Origin of the sequence: Hymenobacter latericoloratus, from assembly GCF_014199535.1 — a bacterium.
Taxonomy (GTDB): domain Bacteria; phylum Bacteroidota; class Bacteroidia; order Cytophagales; family Hymenobacteraceae; genus Hymenobacter; species Hymenobacter latericoloratus.
In genome coordinates this window covers 399,363-418,596 of the sequence record NZ_JACHNV010000002.1, presented here as the reverse complement: position 1 = coordinate 418,596, position 19,234 = coordinate 399,363, and the positions used below count along the sequence as shown (strand labels likewise).

Sequence of the window (19,234 nt, the reverse complement as noted above, 5' to 3'; positions counted from 1 at the left end):
AGAATCTTCTACCTCCTGCTTTTTCTTGTGAGTGCTACCAGCGCCTGGGCGCAATCCACGGGCGTTCTGACGGGCACCGTGCGCGACCGGAAAACCCAGGAGGTGGTACCGGGCGTGACGGTGGTGCTGGAAGGCACTACGCTGGGCACCTCTTCCGACGAGGAAGGCCGCTACCGCCTGACGGATATTCCAACGGGCAGCTACAACGTGCGGGCGTCGTTTGTGGGCTACGAGCCCCTGCTGCGGGCCAACGTGGTGATTACCTCCGGCAACGCCTCCATCATCAACCTGGAGCTGAACAGCAGCAGCCAGCAGCTCAGCGAGGTGCAAGTAGTCGGAAACCGGGCAATTCGGGTGGCTACGGCCGAAACGCCGCTGTCGGTGCAGCGCATCAACACCGAGGAAATCAAGAGCAACCCCGGCGGCAACTTCGATATTTCGAAGGTGATTCAGACCCTGCCGGGGGTAGGCGGGGGCGGCACGGGCGGCACCGCCGGCTTCCGCAACGACATTATTATCCGGGGCGGGGCGCCCAATGAAAACGTGTACTACCTCGATGGCATTGAGGTGCCCGTCATCAACCACTTCCAGACCCAGGGCTCCTCGGGCGGCCCCACGGGCATTCTGAATGTGTCGTTTATTGAGGATGTGACGCTAAGCTCCTCGGCGTTTGAGGCCCGCTACGATAACGTGCTGTCCTCGGTGCTGCAGTTCCGGCAGCGCGACGGCAACCCCGACCGGGTGCAGGGCAACGTGCGCCTCAGCGGCACTGAGGTGGCGGCCACGCTGGAGGGCCCCCTGGCAAAGAATACCACCTTCTTGGCCTCGGCCCGGCGCTCCTACCTGCAGTTTCTGTTCAAAGCCATCGACCTGCCCATCCGGCCCAACTACTGGGATTTCCAGTACAAAGTCACCACCAAACTCTCGCCCAAAACCACCCTTACCTCCCTGGGCCTGGGCGCCATCGACCATTTTGAGCTGGCCGTGCCCCGCAAAACCTCGCCCGATAAAGAATACACCCTGCGCTCTACCCCTACCATCGACCAGTGGAACTACACGGTAGGCCTGGCCCTGCGCCAGCTGCTGGAAAACGGCTACCTCAACGTGGCCCTCAGCCGCACCCAACTCAATAACAAGCTCGACCAGTTCGAGGACCGCACCACCACCGAGGAATCCCGGAGGGTGCTGCTGACCCGCTCCGGCGAAACCGAGAATAAGCTGCGCATTGATGTGAATAAGGCCGTGGGGCGCTGGCAGTACGCCTACGGGCTGGTGGGCCAGTTTGTGCAGTACGACAGCCGCTTCTTCAACCGCATCCGCAACGAAGTGCGCGACGCCCAGGGCAACCTGGTGTCGCCGCGGGTGGACGTGAACTTCCGGACCGATATTGACTTCGCACGCTTCGGGGCGTTTGGGCAGGTAACGCGCACGTTGCTGCCCGACGACCGGCTGACCGTTTCGGCGGGCCTGCGCACCGATGGCAACTCATTCACGGAAGACGGGGGCAACCTGCTGCGCACCCTGTCGCCGCGCGTGTCGGCCTCCTACGCCCTGGCTTCGCGCTGGAACCTGAACGGCTCCATTGGCCGCTACTACAAGATTCCGCCTTCTACCATCCTGGGTTTTCGGGACGAGAACGGCAACCCGGTCAACAAAGGCAGCCGCTACATCCGCTCCGACCACTACGTAGCCGGGCTGGAGTTCCTGCCCACGGCCGCCACCCGCTTCACGCTGGAAGGCTTCTATAAGAAATACAGCCACTACCCCGTTTCGGTGCGCGACGGTATCTCGCTGGCCAACCTGGGCGGCGACTTCTCGGCCTTGGGCAACGAGGCGGTGAGCAGCACGGGCAAGGGCAGGGCCTTCGGGGCCGAGCTGTTTTTCCAACAGAAGCTCGCCAAGAAAATCTTCGCGGTGGCTTCCCTCACGGCCTTCCGCTCGGAGTTTTCGGGGGCGAACGGGCAGTACCGGCCCTCGGCCTGGGATTCGCGCTTTCTGACCTCGGCTCTGCTGGGGCGCAAGTTCACAAAGGGCTGGGAAATGGGCTTCAAGTACCGCTTCGCCGGCGGCTCGCCCTACACCCCCTTCGACCTCGAAGCCTCCCAGGCCAGCTACCTGGCCGTGGGCCGGGGCGTGCTGGACTACTCGCGTCTGAACACCATCCGTTTAGGCAGCTTTCAGCAGTTCGATTTCCGCCTCGACAAGAAGTTTAACTGGCGCCGCACCAGCATCGATTTGTTTCTGGACGTGCAGAACGCCTTCCTGCTGAAAAACCCCAGCCTGCCCAGCTACACCTTCCAGCGCACCGCCGATAACGCCGGCTTCGTTTCTACCGACGGCCAGCCCATCCGCCCCGACGGTTCCAACGCCGTGCCTACCCTGCTGCAGGACGACGACCCCACGGTAACGCCCACCATCGGGTTTATTCTGGAGTTTTAGGCCCGCACCGACGGTTCTTGCGTTATGGTACTTGCAGTTGCTTATCGAGCAGATCTGCGTAGTGTAGCAGCCTCTGCTGCAGCTCTTTATTCTGAGGAGCCAGGGCTACTTCCTTTAAATCGGTGACAATGCCGGTGAGCAGGGCCATTGTGCTGCCCGCTGCCGGCGACCAGGTTTCCCCCGCCCGCTCGCCTACTCCAGCCTGAAAAGCCATGAACACAAAGCTGACGCCATCGGAGCGCATGCTCACCAGGGGTTCAGGGTAGCGCACCTGCTGAATGGCCCTGTTCCACAGGCGGGCCAGGGCGGTGGCCAATTCCGGGCTTATCTCCGCTCGCCGAGTGTGTAGCACTGCTTTTTCAGCCTTCTCATCCCGGAAGGAGCTGTGTAGGTTGCGCTGCACCGTGTTATACAGAAGTAGGTAGCGCCCGTTCTGTTTTTCCACCGACACTATATATTCCGGCTCGAAAGAAGGCAGCACCACTACTTGCGCCAGGGCATTACTGGACAGACCAGCGCCCAACACCTTTCTTACCTCAGCGTAATACTCCGTGCCATGCGCCCAGGTAGATAGCGCTGCCCGGGCTGGCACTAAATGGGAATCTTGGTGCTGGGCATAGCTTGTGTAGCTCAAAAGGCCGAATAGAACTGCACTTGCCAGGCGCCGCGTGAAACGACAATACTCGTTCGTCATATTGCTTACATAGTGGGGTACTTGGTGGGCAGATACGTCAGATGGTCCCCTACCCCCCTCGCGCCTCAGGAAAGCAGACCGGCCTGCTTAGCGGCCCCAATGAGGGTGGGCGCGTTTTTGAGGGTAGCCAGCACGAAGCGCTTGGCCGATTCCTTAACTTCGTCCTTGCTGACTTCGCGGGTTTCGGCCAGCACAAACTCGCTGAGGTTGTGGAAAGCTTCCGTGAGAGCCTGGCGCTTGGGCTGCTCGGAGCGCAGCAGCTCGTAGGCCAAGGCAATCTGGGCGTCAATCTTGTGGCGGCGGGTGCTGAACACGGTGCTGTGCCCTACGTGCGGCCGGATGCGGTCCAGAAGCTCTACCAGCGGCACCAGCCGGGTGGCGGTAGCATCCAGCAGCCTGTCGCGCTTGCCGGTCGGGTTGGGGGTAGGGGCGGCGGGGTCAGGCGGGCAGGGAGCGGGCGACAGTGGGTTCGGGGGCAGCTTCATAGCCATGAAACAAACAGATAGCACACCAGGGGGCACAGCCAATATAAAGAGATTCGGAGCTACACCACGCCCGAACGCATCGGGCCCGGCGCGGTGCCGGGGCCCGATGGTGGTTTCGCTTCGGCGGGGCGCTCAGCCTACGCCCAATGGTCCTCAATGAAGCGGGCGTGGTGCTCAAACTGCCGGCGCCAGTGCGGCTCGGCGTAAAAGTTGGCCCATATGCGCTTGTACGGCACTGCCGCCAGGGGCACGTCCTGGGCATTGCGCAGTACGAATCCCCGAGCCGGGTCAAAAAACACGTAGGCAAAATACGAGGGGCCAGTGGCGCCCGGCTGCCAAAACACCTGCACCACATCGGTTTCGTAGATTTCCTGCCCCGTCATATCCTGCGTGCCGCTGGCCAGCATCAGGCAGTGCACCTGCTTGAACGCTGTGCTTTTAAGGTCCGGGAGGGTCACGGCCTGCTGCCCGTTGGCGGTAGCTATAGTATCCCCTACTTTCAAATCACTGATCATCTGGCCTTTAGTACCGTGCTTATGCCATTGTCGGAAACGAGTAGGATGCTTCATACGTGGGAAAAAAGGATGGGGAGCTGAACGAGTTTCAAAAGAAGGGCCCGATAAGACGCAGAATTCTTCTGAAAGCTGCTTTCCAGCGTACTATTGCTGCCTCACCGGATAAAATCGGGCCGGATCAGGTTCTCGAACGTGAAGATTTCGTCCCACTTTTCCTGGCTCAGCAGCTGGCGTTCGGTCACGGCAATGTCGTGCACGGTTTTGCCGGTTTTCAGGGCCTCCTTGGCAATTTCGGCTGAGGTTTCGTAGCCCAACACGGGGTTCAGCTGGGTCACAATGCCGATGCTGTTGCGCACCATGTTTTCGGCGTGCTGGGCGTTGGCCGTGATGCCCACCACGCACTTCTCGCGCAGGGTATGGCAGGCGTTGGTCATGTAGGAAATGGAAGTGAACAGGGCGAAGGAAATTACCGGCTCCATCACGTTCAGTTGCAGCTGGCCGGCTTCGGCCGCCATGGTCACGGTCAAATCGGCCCCGATAACGTAGAACGCCGTTTGGTTGACCACCTCCGGCACCACCGGGTTTACCTTGCCGGGCATGATGCTGGAGCCGGGCTGCAGGGGCGGCAGGTTGATTTCGAACAGGCCCGTGCGCGGCCCCGACGACAGCAGGCGCAAATCGTTGCAGATTTTGGAGAGTTTCACGGCCGTGCGCTTCAGCACTCCGGACAGCTGCACGTAGGCGCCCGTGTCGTAGGTAGCTTCAATCAGGTCACCGGCCAGGCTCAGGTCGAGGCCGGTTACCTCGCGTAGGTGCTTGGTTACCAGGTCAGCGTAGCCGTGGGGGGCGTTTACGCCGGTACCAATGGCCGTAGCCCCCATGTTGATTTCGCTGATGAGGCGGCGGCTGTCTTCAATGCGCAGCAGCTCCTCGCGCAGGTTGGTGGCAAAGGCCCGGAATTCGTCGCCCATGCTCATGGGCACGGCGTCCTGGAGCTGGGTGCGGCCCATTTTCAGCACGTTCCGGAACTCCTCGCCCTTGGCGGCAAAGGCATCGGCCAGCTCGCCCAGGGCCTGGCTGTAGCCCACCAGCTTGTTGCTCAGGGCGATGCGAAACGCAGTGGGGTAGGCGTCGTTGGTGGACTGGGAGCAGTTGACATGGTTGTTGGGGTGGCAGAATGCGTACTCGCCCTTGCGCTTGCCCATGTATTCCAGGGCCACGTTGGCAATGACTTCGTTGGCATTCATGTTCACCGACGTACCGGCCCCGCCCTGAATCATGTCGGTCAGGAACTGGTCGTTCAATTCCCCGGAGGCCACCCGGTCGCAGGCCCGGATGATGCACTCGGCAATGGTGGGGTCCAGCACGCCCAGGTCGCGGTTGGCCATGGCGGCGGCCTTCTTCACGTAGGCCAGGGCCTGCACAAACAGCGGCTCCGATTTCAGCGGAATTCCCGTGATGTGAAAGTTTTCCAGGGCCCGCAGGGTCTGGATGCCATAATATACTTCGTCGGGAATGGCCCGTTCGCCAAGGAAATCGTGTTCAAGCCGGGTGGTTTGCATAATCAGGAGCTAGGATGGAAATCAAGAGGAAAGCGCGAAAAGCGGCCCTAATGCCCGCTACAGCCGGGCATTTGCCCCAACGCAAACACGAAGGTAGAAGGCCGGTTTCAAAGTTGAAGTCGGGGGGGGGTACTGAGGCAACTGCCCAGGCAAACTACTGTACTGCTTCTATCCCCCGGAAGTTGAGCTGGTTCCAGGCCAGGAAACATGGGCTACCCCGGTTTTCCTGCGCAACCCGCTCCCGGCAGCCCGCTTTATCTGCTTCTGCTTGCCCCGCCTACCCCCTGCCCTGCTCCGGAGGGCCTTGGCTTTGATACCAGCCGGGGCCTGCGTAGTATTGCTGATGGGCTGCCGTGAAGTAGGCGGCCCGCTGGTTATCTGATGCATTCTTACGCACCCGGCCTCCATATTCTGGCCACCTTCACGGCCCCACCGCCGGCCCTGCTCGATGCGCCGGCCTGCCGCGCCTTTTTTACGGCCCAGGTAGCGGCGCTGGGCCTTACCTGCGTGGGCGAAGCCTACCATGCCTTCCCCGAAGGCGGCTTTACGGCCGTGCTGGCCCTCACCGAGTCGCACCTGAGCATTCATACCTGGCCCGAGCACGGCCTGGCTACCTTCGACGTGTTCCTCTCCAACTTCCGCCGCGACAACGCCGACCGGGCCCGGGAGCTGTACGCCGCCACGCTGGCCTTCTTCGGGGGCGAGGAGCAGTCCAGAACAGAGGTTCGCCGATGAGCAGCGCCCTACCCCCACCCGCTGCGCCAGCCCAGGTGGAGTGCCCGAGTTGCTGGCAACAGCTTCCGTACTACGATGCCATCAACAGCGCCTTCTTTGGCTGCCCGAAGTGCCATACGTTTTTTGAGTATCCGGAAATAGGCAAGCCCAAGCAGCTCCAGAAGTTCAAGGCCAAGCCCTCCATGCAGCGCACCCTACCCCTCGGAGCTACGGGAACCCTGAAGGGCGTACCCTACCGGGTAACGGGCTATATGTGGCGGCGCGAAGTCAACTCCACGGCCCACTGGGAGGAATATCAGCTGCGGCACGAAGAAACGGGGGCTTATCATCAGCTGGCCGTGTATCAGGGCCACTGGATGCTGCTGGAGCCCACCGAGGAACAGTACCGCGTGCAGCAGGGCAACAGCCGCCGGGCCTTCGTGGAAACCACCGACGATACTTTTCGGCTCTACAACCGCTACTCGCCGCGTGTACTTTACGCCGAAGGCGAGTTCGACTGGAACGTGCTGGACGATGAAAGCCTCAGTATTTCCGAATACATTAGTCCGCCCCTGATGCTGGTGCGCGAGCGGACTGCTACCAAGCGGGTGCACTGGTTTCGGGCCCAACACCTCGATCCGCTCGAAATTCAGAACGGCTTCCGCGTTGTCAATAGCCACATTCCATTCCGCACGGGCACCGGGGCCATTGAGCCCGCGCCAAGCCAGGCTACCTGGCCTATTCTGCGCACCTTTTCGCTGGTGGCTGCTCTGCTGGTAGTAGTCACCCACCTTTTCCTGATGGCCTGGGGCAATGAAACGGTACTCGACACGGATTTTGTCAGCAACCCGCAAACCGTGCCGCTGGAGCAGCCCGTGGGCAGCGGCGGCGACCGGCCCATGCGTGTATCGCCCTCGTTTACGGTGCCCGGCACCGGCGCCCTCTCCATCAGGCTCAGCGCCAACGTGGATAACAGCTGGCTGGAGCTCCCCTTCACAGTGGTAAACGAGCAAACCGGCCAGCTGTTTGAGGCTACCCGCGGCATGGAGTATTACCACGGCGTAGAGGATGGGGAAAGCTGGAGCGAAGGCAGCACCGAAACCGATGCCTTACTCAACAGCGTACCGGCCGGCCGCTACCACCTCAATTTCTACCCGGCCGCCGACGCCAGCAACCAGAACCCTATTTCCTTCCACGCTACGGTGCAGGCCCGAGCTTCCTTTGGCTCCAATGCGTTTCTGGCGCTGGTGTTGCTGCTGCTCTACCCGGCTATTCAGTTTGTTCGGCGCCACTACCACGAGCAGCAGCGCTGGGAAAACAGCGACTATGGCCCTGGCGCCGCCTCTTAACGCCTGCTACCCCTACCCCGCATGGATTGGCTTCGCTCCCTCTGGAAAATTAAGTTCTACGCCCTGTTTGCCCTGCTTATTTACGGCGGCTTTCTGTGGGCGGGGCTACACGGCAGCCGCTGGCTGGGCTCCGACGATGAAAACACCGAAAACCTGAACGGCAACAGCCACACTACCGGTACCGGTGGCCGCAGCAGCTTCTACCACAAGTAGTGAAATGGTGAGATAGTGAATCGGTGAGTTTGAGGTTCTATTTGCGCCACTTACGCATACTGCGCCCGCGGAACGTCAAACTCACCAGTTCACCATCTCACTATCTCACCAATTCATCATTTGATTCTATGGAATACCTCAACTTCAAGCTTATTGCCGCCTCGGTTATTTACTCCGTAATAGGCATTACCATTTTGGTTATCAGCTTCGTGATTTTTGAAAAGCTGACGCCACGTACGCTCTGGCGCGAAATTATGGAGGAGCACAACACGGCCCTGGCCATTGTGGCGGCGGCCTTCATGATTGCCGTAGCCCTGATTATCAGTTCTGCCATTCATGGATAAAGTGCCCGTGCGCCGGGCGCGGCGGGCTGCTCTGGCAGCGGCCCTACCCCCCGCCCCGGCCGATTACCACCCGGCTCTGCTGCTGGGCTCGGTGTTTGTTATTGCCACCTGCGGACTGATTTACGAGCTGATTGCGGGCACGCTGGCTTCCTACCTGCTTGGCGACTCCGTAACGCAGTTTTCCACCATCATCGGGGCCTACCTGTTCTCGATGGGTATTGGCTCCTGGCTGTCGCGCTACCTGGGCGGGTCGTTACTGCGGTGGTTTATCCGGCTGGAAATTATGGTGGGGATAGTGGGCGGTTTCTCGGCGCCGCTGCTATTTGTGCTGTTTGAGTACGTCACTTCCTTCCGGCTGATTCTCTACGCCCTGGTAAGCCTGACGGGCGTGCTGGTGGGGCTGGAAATTCCGCTGCTGATGCGGATTCTGGAAAACCGCTTCGAGTTTAAGGACCTGGTTTCCCGGGTGTTCACCTTCGATTATATCGGGGCCCTGCTGGCTTCGCTGATTTTTCCGCTGGTGCTGGTGCCGCAGCTCGGCCTTATCCGGACATCTCTGCTCTTTGGGGCCCTGAATGTGGTAGTGGCCGGCGTGGCCCTGTACCGCTTCCCCGAAACCCGTCCGTTTCGGCGCAGCTTGGCGGGTGGCCTGGTGGTTTCCTTGCTGGCTCTCGGGGTTTGCTTTGGCTATGCCGAGCGCATCCAGACCTACACCGAGGGCATGGCGTTCCAGGACCAGGTTATCTACTCTAAGAGCACTACCTACCAGCGCATTGTGCTTACCAAAAACCAGCGCGAGCTGCGGCTTTTCCTGAACGGCAACCTGCAGTTCAGCTCCCTGGATGAGTACCGCTACCACGAGGCCCTGGTGCACCCGGCCATGCAGGCCCTACCCCAGGCCCGGCGCGCACTGGTGCTGGGCGGCGGCGACGGCCTGGCCGTGCGCGAGCTGCTCAAGTACCCTCAATTGCAAAGCATCCGCCTCGTGGACTTGGATGCGGGCATGACCCGGCTGTTTCGACAGAATGAAATGCTGCTGGGCCTAAACAAGCGTGCACTGCTTCACCCCAAAGTAGAGGTCATCAACGGCGACGCTTACCAGTGGGTACGACAGGATACAGCTCGCTACGACTGCATTGTGGTCGATTTTCCCGACCCGGGCAACTACTCTATCGGTAAGCTATACTCGGTAGCGTTCTACCGAGAGCTGGAAAAACGGTTGGCGCCCGGCGGCTGGGTAGTGGTACAGAGCACTTCGCCCTACGTAGCCCGGCAGTCGTTTTGGTGCGTGAGCCACACCCTGCAGGCCGCCGGCTTTACAACCCTGCCTTACCATTGCTACGTGCCCTCGTTCGGGGAATGGGGCTTCGTGCTGGCCGGCCGCAACGCGCACTGGCGCCCCGATGCCGGCCCCCTACCCCCTGGCCTGCGCTACATCACACCCGCCACCATCCGCGACATGCGCTTCTTCCCGCCCGATATGAGCGAGATTCCCACTGAAGTCAACCAGCTCAATAACCAGGCTTTGGTGCGCTACTTTGAGGAAGACTGGGGCCCGTATGTGCACTAGAGTGCAGGTCGGATGGTTACGCGCTATCTGACCACTTAACTTCTTACGCACACCTGCTGAGGGTTTGGCCAAGTGCAGGGGGTAGGCGCCTGTTATGAGTGGCGCAAGCGTCAGATTGGTCGAGTGCCTACTCCCTACTCTTGGCCTAGGCAGAAAGCCTTTCTGAACCTCGAAATCAACATTTTTCAATTTCACTACCTTTTCACTCATGCCTACCCGGCGCAACTTTCTGAAGCAGGCCGCGGCGGGCGGCGCGGGGCTGCTACTGGCGCCGCTGGCCGGCCTGCACTCCTGCGCGCCTGGAACCAGCCGCAGCCACATTCGGGGCAGCCTGCACGGGGCCAACCACACTACGGGGCATTTGCTGCGAGATGCCTCCCGACTACCGGTCCCTACCCATACCCGGCAGGTGGAAGTGCTGATTGTGGGTGGCGGGGTAGCCGGACTCACGGCACGGCGCGAATTGGAGCGCCGCGGCTTCAGTCCCGAGCAGGTGCTGCTGGTAGAGTTGGATGAGCAGACCGGCGGCAACTCCCGCGCTGGCCGCAGCGAGGTAGCCGCTTACCCCTGGGGTGCCCACTACCTGCCCATCCCCGACCCACGCAACCACGAGCTACTAGGGTTCCTGCAGGAAGCCGGCGTTATTACAGGCACTGATGCGGCTTCGGGCCTACCCCTCTACAATGAATACTACCTCTGCCACGACCCCGAGGAGCGCCTTTACCTGCACGGTCACTGGCAAAATGGGCTAGTGCCGGAGTTAGGCGTGCCCCCGGAGGAGAAACAGCAGATTGCCCGGTTTTTCAAGCTGATTGACTTGCTGCGCTTCGCTACCGGCTCTGATGGTCGCGACGCCTTCCGGATTCCGGTAGCCGAATCGTCGGCCGATGAGCGGTTTCGGAAGCTGGACCAGGTTTCGTTTGCCGAGTATCTGGATCAGGCAGGATTCAGCAGCCCCCACCTGCGCTGGTACCTCGACTACAGCTGCAAGGACGACTACGGCGCCACTACCGCCCAGGTATCGGCGTGGGCCGGGCTGCACTACTTTGCCTCCCGCAAGGGCCGCGCCCGCAATGCAGCCGCCTCCGATGTGCTGACCTGGCCCGAAGGCAACGGTTTTCTGGCCGAGCAGCTTCGCCAACAGGCCACCTCTCCCATTCTGACCAACACCATAGCCTACGCCCTGCAGGAAACCTCTACTGGCTTGGCCGCGAACTGCTACAACGTGGCTACCCGGCAAAGTACCCGCGTAGAGGCTCAACGGGTAATACTGGCTACCCCTCTGTTCATTACAGAACGGTTGCTGAATTCCTTGCCCACCACCGCCCACCGCGCCTTACCCTGCCACCGGGCCCCGTGGGCCGTTATCAACGTTACCCTGGATGGCCTGCCTCAGGGCCCCGGCGCGCCGTTGAGTTGGGACAATGTACTCTACGGCACGGCTTCTGTGGGCTACGTAAATGCCAGCCACCAAAGCTTGAGCCTGAACGCGGCGGGCTCCAAAGTCATTACCTGCTACCTCCCCCTGCCGGCTGATAACCCCACTGAGGCACGCCAGCAAGCCCATCAAACCCCCTACGATGAGTGGGTACGCCGGATTCTGGCTGAGCTGGAAACTGCCCACCCCGGCCTGACGCCCCACGTACAGCGCGCCGATGTGTGGGTGTGGGGCCACGGCATGGTGGCGCCTACCCCCGGCTTTGTGTGGAGCGAAGCCCGCCAGCAAGCCGCCCAGTCCTGGCAGGGCAAGCTGTTTTTCGCCCACACCGACCTAAGCGGTATTTCCATTTTCGAGGAGGGATTCTACCAGGGGTTGCGCGCCGCTGCAGAGGTAGCGGCTTCTACTACTTAGGAATACATCCATTTTATCCAGTGACTAGGATTACAAGATTCACTTATAGCAAACCTAATCCTGGGCAGCGGTTTTGAGTGGCTGGACATTGTGGCTTACGTGGCAGGGAGTAGCATTATCTTATTGCTTGAAAAACAAAAGCCAATAGGATTCCCAAGTTAATCGGTTGACTTCCTTATCTGATTCAGGGCCTTTTGTCAAGTGGCTAGGCAATTACCCAATGGAAGGTTGCGTTCAACCTTAGCATCTCTGGTAAGCTAGGTTACTTCTGAGTAGCATCGTAAAAATAAGCCTGATCATTGTGCATGAGAACAATTGCGCTCAATCACTTACCACCTATTCAAGACCTCCAATTTATATCAGACTCTTCTGGCTTTGTGCTGACGCACACCGGGCGGCTTTACCGCTTTTCTGGAAACAAGACGTTCCTAATGGAAACGCCGCGTGACTTTATTATCTCTCATTTCCATTTCATTGATGCCACCCACGGTGCTATTGCTGGCAATGCCCAGACCGTAAAAGCGGCTCCACAACAGGGCTCCTTCGGCGTAGTAGGCCTTCTTCTCCTTTTGTGTTGGGTATGGCAAAACCGACGAGGGCCCATTAGGCTCTTGGCTGCGTACGCGAGTTGTCTGATAGTAGGTTGCGGCCTGTTGGTTTCCTGTGCTGCCTCTTGGCAGCAATACCGTACGGCCGATCCTACCTCTTCCTACACGCATTTCTTGAGCCATAATCCTCTCAGCCATTCAGCTTTCCATCACTACGTAGGCAATAAGGGCCAAAAGTCCTTCATTGCCATAACGCAGGATGAAGGCAGCCACTGGCAGACTCATGAGGTGCCCAGCAACTTCTTCGTGACGGCTTTAACGGCGCTAGGACAAAACTTCTTCGTAGGCACGTACGCCCGGGAAGAAGCCGGTGTTATCCCAATGCATGCCGATGGCGACGTATGGATTTACGGCTCCGATCCAACTTTAACCCCGCAGTTGGCTGCTAATCTGGCAGAACACCCATATGGCCTGAGAGCGAGTCGTGGCATCAAGGGATTTTTCATTTCCCAACGGGACTCAGCGCTCTACATGTATGGCAGTGACCGAATGCCTACTATCCCAAGCTCAGTTCTTAGCGCTACAAATGGGAATATTTATGCTCTTCCAATCACGCTAAAGCCTAAGGGTAAGCTCATTGATGTACCCGACACAGTGGACGTACACTCGCTGGCGCAATCGGAAACCGGAGAGCTTTGGGTCAGCTTAGACAACCGAAAGCCGTATCTGAGCAAGGGTGCGTTAAAGCATACCATCCTACCTACCAAACGCTTACTGCGCTTCCATGCTGGTCGTTGGGTGCCCGTATCAGTAGCTCCAGGGGCAAGTGTAAGGCAAGTGGCATTCGTGCCGAACACGCCAATGGGCTACGCCCTGACAGAAAGCGGCAACGTGTTTGAAACGCGTGACCATGGCGAAACCTGGCATGACTCAGGACAGCAGGGCGTCCGTCGTATGCAGCCGCGGCCCCATGTTATTACGTGGCTGCAGGCCGATAACCAACTGGTAGTTTATCAGCCAGAAATCAAAAAGTAAGCACACTAGGAAAGCGGCCTTGAGAATACAGCACAACCGCCAAAGCGCTACTTTCGGCTACTTCTTCTACCCATCAACGCATGCCCACTACTGTCCTTTTTCGCCAGCCCTGGATTCGCTCGGCAGGATTTGATGGGCTCTGGGTGCTGGGTCCGCCGTTTCTGGCGCTGCTGGTGGTAGCTGGGCTGCCGCCGGCCTACCGCACCTCGGGCCAGATGCCGGTGCTAGCCTGGGTGGGCTTGGTCGTGCTCATTGATGTGGCCCACGTGTACAGCACCTTGTTTCGCACGTACCTTGACCCAGTGCGGCGGCGGCGGTTCCGGACGCTGCTGTGGGTAGTGCCCCTGGGCTGCTACGCGGCCGGAGTGGCGCTGCACTACGCGGGTAGCCTGTGGTTTTGGCGGGTGCTGGCCTACGCGGCCGTGTTTCATTTTATTCGGCAGCAATACGGGTTTCTGCGTTTGTACGGCCGCCAGGAAACCATCCCGGCCGCCCACCGCCTGCTAGACCAGATAGTGATTTACGCCGCTACCCTCTACCCGTTGCTCTGGTGGCATCTGGCCCCGCCCCGCAACTTCAACTGGTTTGTGGATGGCGACTTTGTGCAGCACGACTGGCCGCTGGGCCGCCTGCTGCTGACGGTTCTCTACGTGGGTGTATTGAGCTTGTATCTGCTCAAAGAAACGCGCCAATGGCACCGCACGCGCCACCTGAACCTGCCGCGCAACCTGCTGGTGCTGGGTACGGCGGCTTCGTGGTACGTGGGCATTGTGCTGTTCAACGGCGACCTGGCCTTTACGCTGCTCAACGTGGTAGCCCACGGCATTCCCTACCTGGCCCTGATCTGGACGACCAGCCAGCCTACCCCCACCCCGTCGTCGGAGCCTTCCGGCCGCGCTTGGTGGCAGGGCCGCTACGGGGTAGGCTTGTTTCTGGGGCTGCTGGCCGGGCTGGCCTACCTGGAGGAAGGCATCTGGGATGGGCTCGTGTGGCGGGAGCACGCCCCGGTGTTCGGGTGGTTTCAGCAGCTGCCCGCCGTCACGGACTCTTTGGGGCTGAGTTTGCTGGTGCCGCTGCTGGCCCTGCCCCAGGCCACGCACTACGTGCTGGATGGCTTTATCTGGCGACGCGGCGTCTGATGTGGAAGCCACACAAAAACGCCCGGCTGAGCTGAGCCGGGCGTTTTTGCATATTTCAGGCGCAGGAAAGGATAGGGCCCTGTTAGGCAGCCTTGGCCAGCGGCTGTACTACTTCAGCGTCCAGAATTTCGACCACGAAGCCGTTTTCGGGTGAGTAGGTTTTGCGGTAGTGCACCACCAGCTCCCGGCCGCGGGGCGAGGTAACCTGCGTGGTGCAGACGTCGCCGTAGGCCTTTTCCTTTTCCAGGAAGGGCTGCAACAGCTGAATGGTTTGCAGAAACTCGGCGGGTAGCAGCCCCTGCTGCTCCTGCAGTTTCACGGCACTGACGGGGTAGAGAAAACGGGTGTGGAACAAGATCATGAGGCAGGAAAATCAAACCAATACAGTCTGCCTCCCGAACACTTTTCTGCCGCGCTTGATTCCTGACAACCTGGCCTTTACTCAACTTTATTCGGGTGCGGAAAGCAGACGAGGCAAGAAGCAACAGCCTCATGCAAAGGCGGCGCCGAACTACAACAGGCGCAATTTTCAGGAAGAAATCATAAAAACCGGTCATTCCGACGCAGGAAGAATCTGGGGTCACTATTCAGCAGATAAACCCAGATTTCTCCTGCGCCAGGAGGGCACTCTGGCTACCCCCCGTACTGCTGCAGCACACCGGCCAGCTGGTGGGCGCGGGCGGTGTCGTTGGTGTCGGTGGCGGCCAGGTACAGGTGCTGGAGCGTGAAGAGCTGCAGGGCAATTTCCCGCTCGAAGAGGGCGGCATCGGGGCGGGCGGCGTAGTAGGCCAGGTGCCGGGTAGTGCGGGTAGTGAGCGTGTCCATGATTTCGCGGGCCCGCCGGGTTTCGCCTACTGCCACCAGGGAAGGCACCAGGTCGGGGGTGTAGGCATCGTAGGGCAGGGCCGTATCGGGCAGCACGGCAAGGCATTTGCGCAGCACCTGGCGGGCGCGGGCCGGGTTGCCGGCCTCCACGTAGGCGCGGGCCAGGCGGGCAAACTGCTGGCGGTAGGCGGCCAGGGTGAAGCGCTGGTTTTCATCGTAGTACACCCGCGGGTTGTTGAGGTTGCGGTAGCTGTACTTGCGCATCAGGGAATCATAGAGGAGGTCTTGGGCTACTACGCCTTCTTCGGGCAGGCGCACCTCCGGCTGGCGCACGGCGGGGGCCCGGCAGGGCAGCACCCGACACGCCAACCCCTCCAGCTGCAGGTAGGGCTCCAGGCCCAGGCGGCTGGCCGGGCTGGTGGTATTGGCAAAGTACAGGGGCCGCTGCCAGTTGTTGGAGGTCAAGACATCCAGCAGGGCCAGGTCTTTTTTCTCCAGGACCCCTCCTTTCACTTCCCACTCCATGCGGGGCACCACCTGCCCCAGCCGCTCGGTGGGTACCATGCCGCTGCGGCGTACGGTGGCCGTATCAATGGGTAGTACAAGGCGGTTGGTGGGGTAGGAAAGCAGGGTTTTGGAGCCGCCGGCGTAGCTAACCTGCAGCAGGGGGCTGTTCTGCTCCACCAGCTGCACAAACTCGCGCACGTTCAGCTCCCGCACGGCCGGATTTTCCACCAAGGGCAGATAATCATTGGTGCCCTGGCGGTAGCGGGCGGGGCTGAGGGACAAAGGCAGCGGCGCCGACTGGTAGCTGCGCTGGCGCAGCTGCTCCACGTACCAGTCGGTGTTGAGGTAGCCGGCTACCAGCACCCGCACATCGGGCCGTACGCCCTCCACTTCCTGGGCGTACCAGAGCGGAAAGGTGTCGTTGTCGCCTTCGGTGATGAGAATGGCATTCGGGGCCAGCGTATTCAGCACGTTTTTGGCGTAATCCACGGAGCTGAAGCGACCGGTGCGGTTGTGGTCGTCCCAGCCTTCCGCGGCCATCAGGGCCGGCACCGCCAGCCCCAGAGCCGTGGCCAGGGCTACCCGGAGCCGCGCGGCGGAAAGCAGCCGGCTGAGGGCCGCGTGCAAGGCCGGCACGCCCAGGCCAATCCAGATGCAGAAGGCCAGCGTGGCCCCGGCAAAGGTGTAGTCCCGCTCGCGGGGCTCCTGGGGCGGCTGGTTGAGGTAGAACACAATGGCCAGACCCGTCAGCACAAACAGCAGCCCTACTACCAAGGCCTGCCGCCGGCTTCGGCGCAGCTGCCAGATCAGGCCCCCTACCCCCAACAGAAACGGCAGGGCCAGCAGAGCGTTACGGCCGCGGTTTTCGGCCACGCTGGCGGGCACGGCCTGGGTAGCGTCCCAGGGCCACAGCACGCCGGCGTGCTGCACGTCGCTTTCCCGCCCGATAAAATTCCAGCCGAAATAGCGCCAGAACATATGGCCCAGCTGATACGTGAACAGAAAGCTCAGGTTCTGGCTCATGGTGGGCTTGCGGCCTTCCTGCAAATCCGTCACCCACTTGCGGTACTGGCGCACCAGCTCCGGGGTAGTGCCGGCGGGCCCGCCGTACAGGCGGGGCAGCAGCACGTTGTCGGCCGAGGGGTAGCGCAGCTCGGGGCGGTGGTCGGTGATGACGTAGCGGCCCTGCTGGCGGGTATAGCGCGGGGCACCCTCTTCCTGGGCCGTGGGCTGGGCAAACAGGTGAGGGCCGTAGAGCAGGGGCCGGTTGCCATACTGCTCGCGCCGCAGGTAGCTCACAAAAGACAGCACCTCGTTGGGCGCGTTTTCATTGATGGTGGGGTTGAAGGAGCTGCGGATGGGCACGATCAGGTAGCAGGAGTAACCCATCAGCACGAACACCAGGGCCAGCAGGGTCGTGTGCAGCCCGGCTCGGCCGGTGCGGTAGGCAAACCGGAAGCCCAGCAGCAACAGCCCGCCAAACCCCACCAGAAACAGTACCAGCCCGGTATTATAGGGCAGCCCAAACGTATTCACGAAGAATACTTCACTGGCCCCGGCCAGGGTAGGCAGGCCCGGAATAATGCCTTCCAGCACCACCAGCACCAGCCCGCTGCCACCCAGCAGAGCCAGCAGAACACCGCGCCCGGTGGGCTGACCGGAGCAGCGGAAATACCACACCAGGCACAGCACCGGAATGGCCAGCAGGTTGAGCAGGTGCACCCCAATGCCCAGCCCAATTACGTAGGCAATCAGAATCAGCCACCGGTCGGCGCCCGGGGTAGTGGCCCGCTTTTCCCACTGCAGCATCAGCCACACTACCAGCGCCGTACCCAGGGTGGACAGGGCATAGACCTCGGCCTCTACGGCGTTAAACCAGAACGAATCGGAGAAGGCAAAGGCCAGGGCGCCCACTACCCCACTGCCCAGCACCAACCCCGCCGCAGCTCCTTGCGGCAGCCCGGCTTCCGGGGCGGGCGGCACCAGCTTTTCGGCCAGGTGGGTAATGATGCCGAACAACAGCGCTACCGTAGCGGCACTGGCCACCGCCGACACCAGGTTCACCAGCACCGCTACCCGCGTCACGTCGCCGAAGGACAGCAGGGACGCCAAGCGGGCGATAAGCAAGTAGAGCGGAGCACCCGGCGGGTGGGGCACCAGCAGCTTGTAGGCGCTGGCCGTAAACTCGCCGCAGTCCCAGAACGAGGCCGTGGGCTCCAGAGTAGCCCCATACACGCCCAGGGACAGCAGAAACAGGGCTCCGCCCAGTAGTTGTTTCAATCGGGAAAACGGCATACAGCACGAGGGTAAGGGTGAATAAAAACGCATCCGGCCACCCGGAATGACTTCCAAGATGGCCGGATGCGTTTTTATTCGTACCGGTTGCCTACCCCCTAAAAACTGTACAACAAGCAGTTACCCGCTGCTTATAGCTGAAGCGCTACTGTTACGGCCGTGGAGCCGCCGGCATCATCGTCGGTCACCAGCAGCAGCTCGTAGCCTTTGGGCCCCGATTTGCGGCGCACGGCCACGCTTTCTACTTTGCCCCGGTAGGGCTTGCCGCCGGGCAGCTCCAACCGGGCCAGCCGCACTGGCAGCACTTTATCGGAGGGTTTCGCCAGTTCCAGCACACCCACAAACGAGCCCAGCACGGCCCCATCCAGCACCGCATCCTGGGTATCTTCCACCGAAGCCGTCACGAAAAGGGTGTCATCAAACCAGGTGGCTCCGGAAAAGCCGGCGGGCTTGCCATCAATAATCGGCAGCTCAAAGAGTTGCTGCTGCACGGGCGGTACTTGGGAGGTGCGGTGGTGCAGGTAGTCGAGGGTAGCGGCTAGGGGCAGGCGAAACAGCAGGTTACCGGTAGCGGCGCCTACCGTGCGCTGAAACAGCAGCAGCTCGGTAGCCGTGGCCGCAGCAGCCTCCAGGTTCAGGACGATGCCGGGGGGTAGCAAAGCGCGCAGGGCCGCGTACACCCCGCTCAGCGACACGGGGTACACCGCCCCTACCCCCGGGCTGCCCTTGGGCAAGGGCACCCAAAAGCCCTGTTCCCGCGCCGCCGTAGCGCCCGAGCCCAGCACGAGCAGGCCGGTTTCACCGGTGGCCATGGTGAGGGCCGTCAGGCATTCCAGATCCAGCTTAAGCTCCTTCGGAATGCGGCCGCTGCTGAAATGGGCCGTTTCGAAGAGACGGGTGGGCTCCCCGGCGGCCAGGGTGGCCGCATCCAGCTGGTAGAGGTAGGGCGCATCATCCCCGATGACGTAGGCCACGGTGCCCACTACCTCTACCCCGGAGGCCGAAGGCAGGTTGGGTAATACAGCTTCGTGTTGAATAAGAGCGCGCATCATAACCTTAAGTGCAATAGGCTGTTCAGACGGTTTTAGCCCGCAGGGGGCGCAGAGGTTTCGGCTAACGCCTTCCTTCGGTTCGCAGAGGAGCGCAGA

The 19,234-nt window shown here is 61.0% G+C and carries 16 protein-coding genes; 9 read left to right on the top strand and 7 right to left on the bottom strand.

Annotation, left to right across the window (positions count from 1 at the left end; genetic code table 11):
* Positions 1–27: 27 nt before the first annotated feature.
* A complete protein-coding gene (locus GGU46_RS07500) occupies positions 28–2,439 on the top strand; it encodes a TonB-dependent receptor (protein WP_317171872.1) in 2,412 nt (803 codons plus the stop codon).
* A gap of 22 nt (positions 2,440–2,461) precedes the next feature.
* On the opposite strand, the gene GGU46_RS07495 is transcribed toward GGU46_RS07500, so the two are convergent.
* The 4 genes from GGU46_RS07495 to aspA form a co-directional block, all read right to left on the bottom strand.
* Positions 2,462–3,073: a hypothetical protein gene (locus tag GGU46_RS07495; RefSeq protein ID WP_215906284.1), complete on the bottom strand. Its 612-nt coding sequence runs from the start codon at positions 3,071–3,073 to the stop codon at positions 2,462–2,464.
* A 125-nt stretch (positions 3,074–3,198) separates the two neighbouring features.
* Positions 3,199–3,618, bottom strand: coding sequence for a hypothetical protein (locus GGU46_RS07490; RefSeq protein ID WP_183402933.1), 420 nt, complete (start codon positions 3,616–3,618; stop codon positions 3,199–3,201).
* Positions 3,619–3,755: 137 nt separating this feature from the next.
* The gene (locus GGU46_RS07485; protein WP_183402932.1) at positions 3,756–4,187 is read right to left on the bottom strand and encodes a hypothetical protein; all 432 of its coding nucleotides are present in this window, start codon (positions 4,185–4,187) and stop codon (positions 3,756–3,758) included.
* A gap of 101 nt (positions 4,188–4,288) precedes the next feature.
* Positions 4,289–5,695 carry an aspartate ammonia-lyase gene (aspA, locus tag GGU46_RS07480; RefSeq protein WP_183402931.1) on the bottom strand — a complete coding sequence of 469 codons (1,407 nt, stop codon included), beginning with the start codon at positions 5,693–5,695 and terminating at the stop codon, positions 4,289–4,291.
* Between the two features lie 381 nt (positions 5,696–6,076).
* Here aspA and GGU46_RS07475 point away from each other — a divergent pair, with 381 nt between their 5' ends.
* The 8 genes from GGU46_RS07475 (at position 6,077) to GGU46_RS07435 (ending at position 14,459) form a co-directional block, all read left to right on the top strand.
* The gene (locus tag GGU46_RS07475) at positions 6,077–6,430 is read left to right on the top strand and encodes an S-adenosylmethionine decarboxylase family protein (protein ID WP_183402930.1); all 354 of its coding nucleotides are present in this window, start codon (positions 6,077–6,079) and stop codon (positions 6,428–6,430) included.
* Positions 6,427–7,758, top strand: coding sequence for a DUF4178 domain-containing protein (locus tag GGU46_RS07470; protein WP_183402929.1), 1,332 nt, complete (start codon positions 6,427–6,429; stop codon positions 7,756–7,758). Before GGU46_RS07475 ends, GGU46_RS07470 begins: the two co-directional genes overlap by 4 nt.
* Positions 7,759–7,779: 21 nt before the next feature.
* Positions 7,780–7,971 carry a hypothetical protein gene (locus GGU46_RS07465; protein ID WP_183402928.1) on the top strand — a complete coding sequence of 64 codons (192 nt, stop codon included), beginning with the start codon at positions 7,780–7,782 and terminating at the stop codon, positions 7,969–7,971.
* Positions 7,972–8,099: 128 nt separating this feature from the next.
* Positions 8,100–8,315 (top strand): DUF350 domain-containing protein, encoded by a 216-nt coding sequence (locus GGU46_RS07460; RefSeq protein WP_183402927.1) that lies wholly within the window; start codon positions 8,100–8,102, stop codon positions 8,313–8,315.
* Entirely contained in the window at positions 8,308–9,885 is a 1,578-nt protein-coding gene (locus GGU46_RS07455) for a polyamine aminopropyltransferase (protein ID WP_183402926.1), read from the top strand. Before GGU46_RS07460 ends, GGU46_RS07455 begins: the two co-directional genes overlap by 8 nt.
* Positions 9,886–10,093: 208 nt before the next feature.
* Entirely contained in the window at positions 10,094–11,737 is a 1,644-nt protein-coding gene (locus GGU46_RS07450) for an FAD-dependent oxidoreductase (RefSeq protein ID WP_183402925.1), read from the top strand.
* A gap of 305 nt (positions 11,738–12,042) precedes the next feature.
* A complete protein-coding gene (locus GGU46_RS07440; protein ID WP_183402924.1) occupies positions 12,043–13,320 on the top strand; it encodes a hypothetical protein in 1,278 nt (425 codons plus the stop codon).
* Positions 13,321–13,400: 80 nt separating this feature from the next.
* On the top strand, positions 13,401–14,459 hold the full coding sequence (locus GGU46_RS07435; protein WP_183402923.1) for a hypothetical protein: 1,059 nt from the start codon (positions 13,401–13,403) through the stop codon (positions 14,457–14,459).
* Between the two features lie 82 nt (positions 14,460–14,541).
* On the opposite strand, the gene GGU46_RS07430 is transcribed toward GGU46_RS07435, so the two are convergent.
* From GGU46_RS07430 to GGU46_RS07420, 3 genes are all read right to left on the bottom strand, one after another.
* A complete protein-coding gene (locus GGU46_RS07430; RefSeq protein ID WP_183402922.1) occupies positions 14,542–14,820 on the bottom strand; it encodes a hypothetical protein in 279 nt (92 codons plus the stop codon).
* A gap of 272 nt (positions 14,821–15,092) precedes the next feature.
* A complete protein-coding gene (locus GGU46_RS07425; protein WP_183402921.1) occupies positions 15,093–18,086 on the bottom strand; it encodes a glycosyltransferase family 117 protein in 2,994 nt (997 codons plus the stop codon).
* A 131-nt stretch (positions 18,087–18,217) separates the two neighbouring features.
* On the bottom strand, positions 18,218–19,138 hold the full coding sequence (locus GGU46_RS07420) for a DUF6929 family protein (protein WP_183402920.1): 921 nt from the start codon (positions 19,136–19,138) through the stop codon (positions 18,218–18,220).
* Positions 19,139–19,234: the final 96 nt, after the last annotated feature.

Excerpts from the sequence above, each read along its gene's own strand:
- GGU46_RS07420 (WP_183402920.1), bottom strand. The coding sequence starts at position 19,138 with ATGATGCGCGCTCTTATTCAACACGAAGCTGTATTACCCAACCTGCCT.
- GGU46_RS07435 (WP_183402923.1), top strand. The coding sequence starts at position 13,401 with ATGCCCACTACTGTCCTTTTTCGCCAGCCCTGGATTCGCTCGGCAGGA.
- GGU46_RS07455 (WP_183402926.1), top strand. The coding sequence starts at position 8,308 with ATGGATAAAGTGCCCGTGCGCCGGGCGCGGCGGGCTGCTCTGGCAGCG.
- GGU46_RS07465 (WP_183402928.1), top strand. The coding sequence starts at position 7,780 with ATGGATTGGCTTCGCTCCCTCTGGAAAATTAAGTTCTACGCCCTGTTT.
- GGU46_RS07470 (WP_183402929.1), top strand. The coding sequence starts at position 6,427 with ATGAGCAGCGCCCTACCCCCACCCGCTGCGCCAGCCCAGGTGGAGTGC.
- GGU46_RS07475 (WP_183402930.1), top strand. The coding sequence starts at position 6,077 with ATGCATTCTTACGCACCCGGCCTCCATATTCTGGCCACCTTCACGGCC.
- GGU46_RS07450 (WP_183402925.1), top strand. The coding sequence starts at position 10,094 with ATGCCTACCCGGCGCAACTTTCTGAAGCAGGCCGCGGCGGGCGGCGCG.
- GGU46_RS07490 (WP_183402933.1), bottom strand. The coding sequence starts at position 3,618 with ATGAAGCTGCCCCCGAACCCACTGTCGCCCGCTCCCTGCCCGCCTGAC.
- aspA (WP_183402931.1), bottom strand. The coding sequence starts at position 5,695 with ATGCAAACCACCCGGCTTGAACACGATTTCCTTGGCGAACGGGCCATT.
- GGU46_RS07460 (WP_183402927.1), top strand. The coding sequence starts at position 8,100 with ATGGAATACCTCAACTTCAAGCTTATTGCCGCCTCGGTTATTTACTCC.
- GGU46_RS07430 (WP_183402922.1), bottom strand. The coding sequence starts at position 14,820 with ATGATCTTGTTCCACACCCGTTTTCTCTACCCCGTCAGTGCCGTGAAA.
- GGU46_RS07425 (WP_183402921.1), bottom strand. The coding sequence starts at position 18,086 with ATGCCGTTTTCCCGATTGAAACAACTACTGGGCGGAGCCCTGTTTCTG.
- GGU46_RS07485 (WP_183402932.1), bottom strand. The coding sequence starts at position 4,187 with ATGAAGCATCCTACTCGTTTCCGACAATGGCATAAGCACGGTACTAAA.
- GGU46_RS07440 (WP_183402924.1), top strand. The coding sequence starts at position 12,043 with ATGAGAACAATTGCGCTCAATCACTTACCACCTATTCAAGACCTCCAA.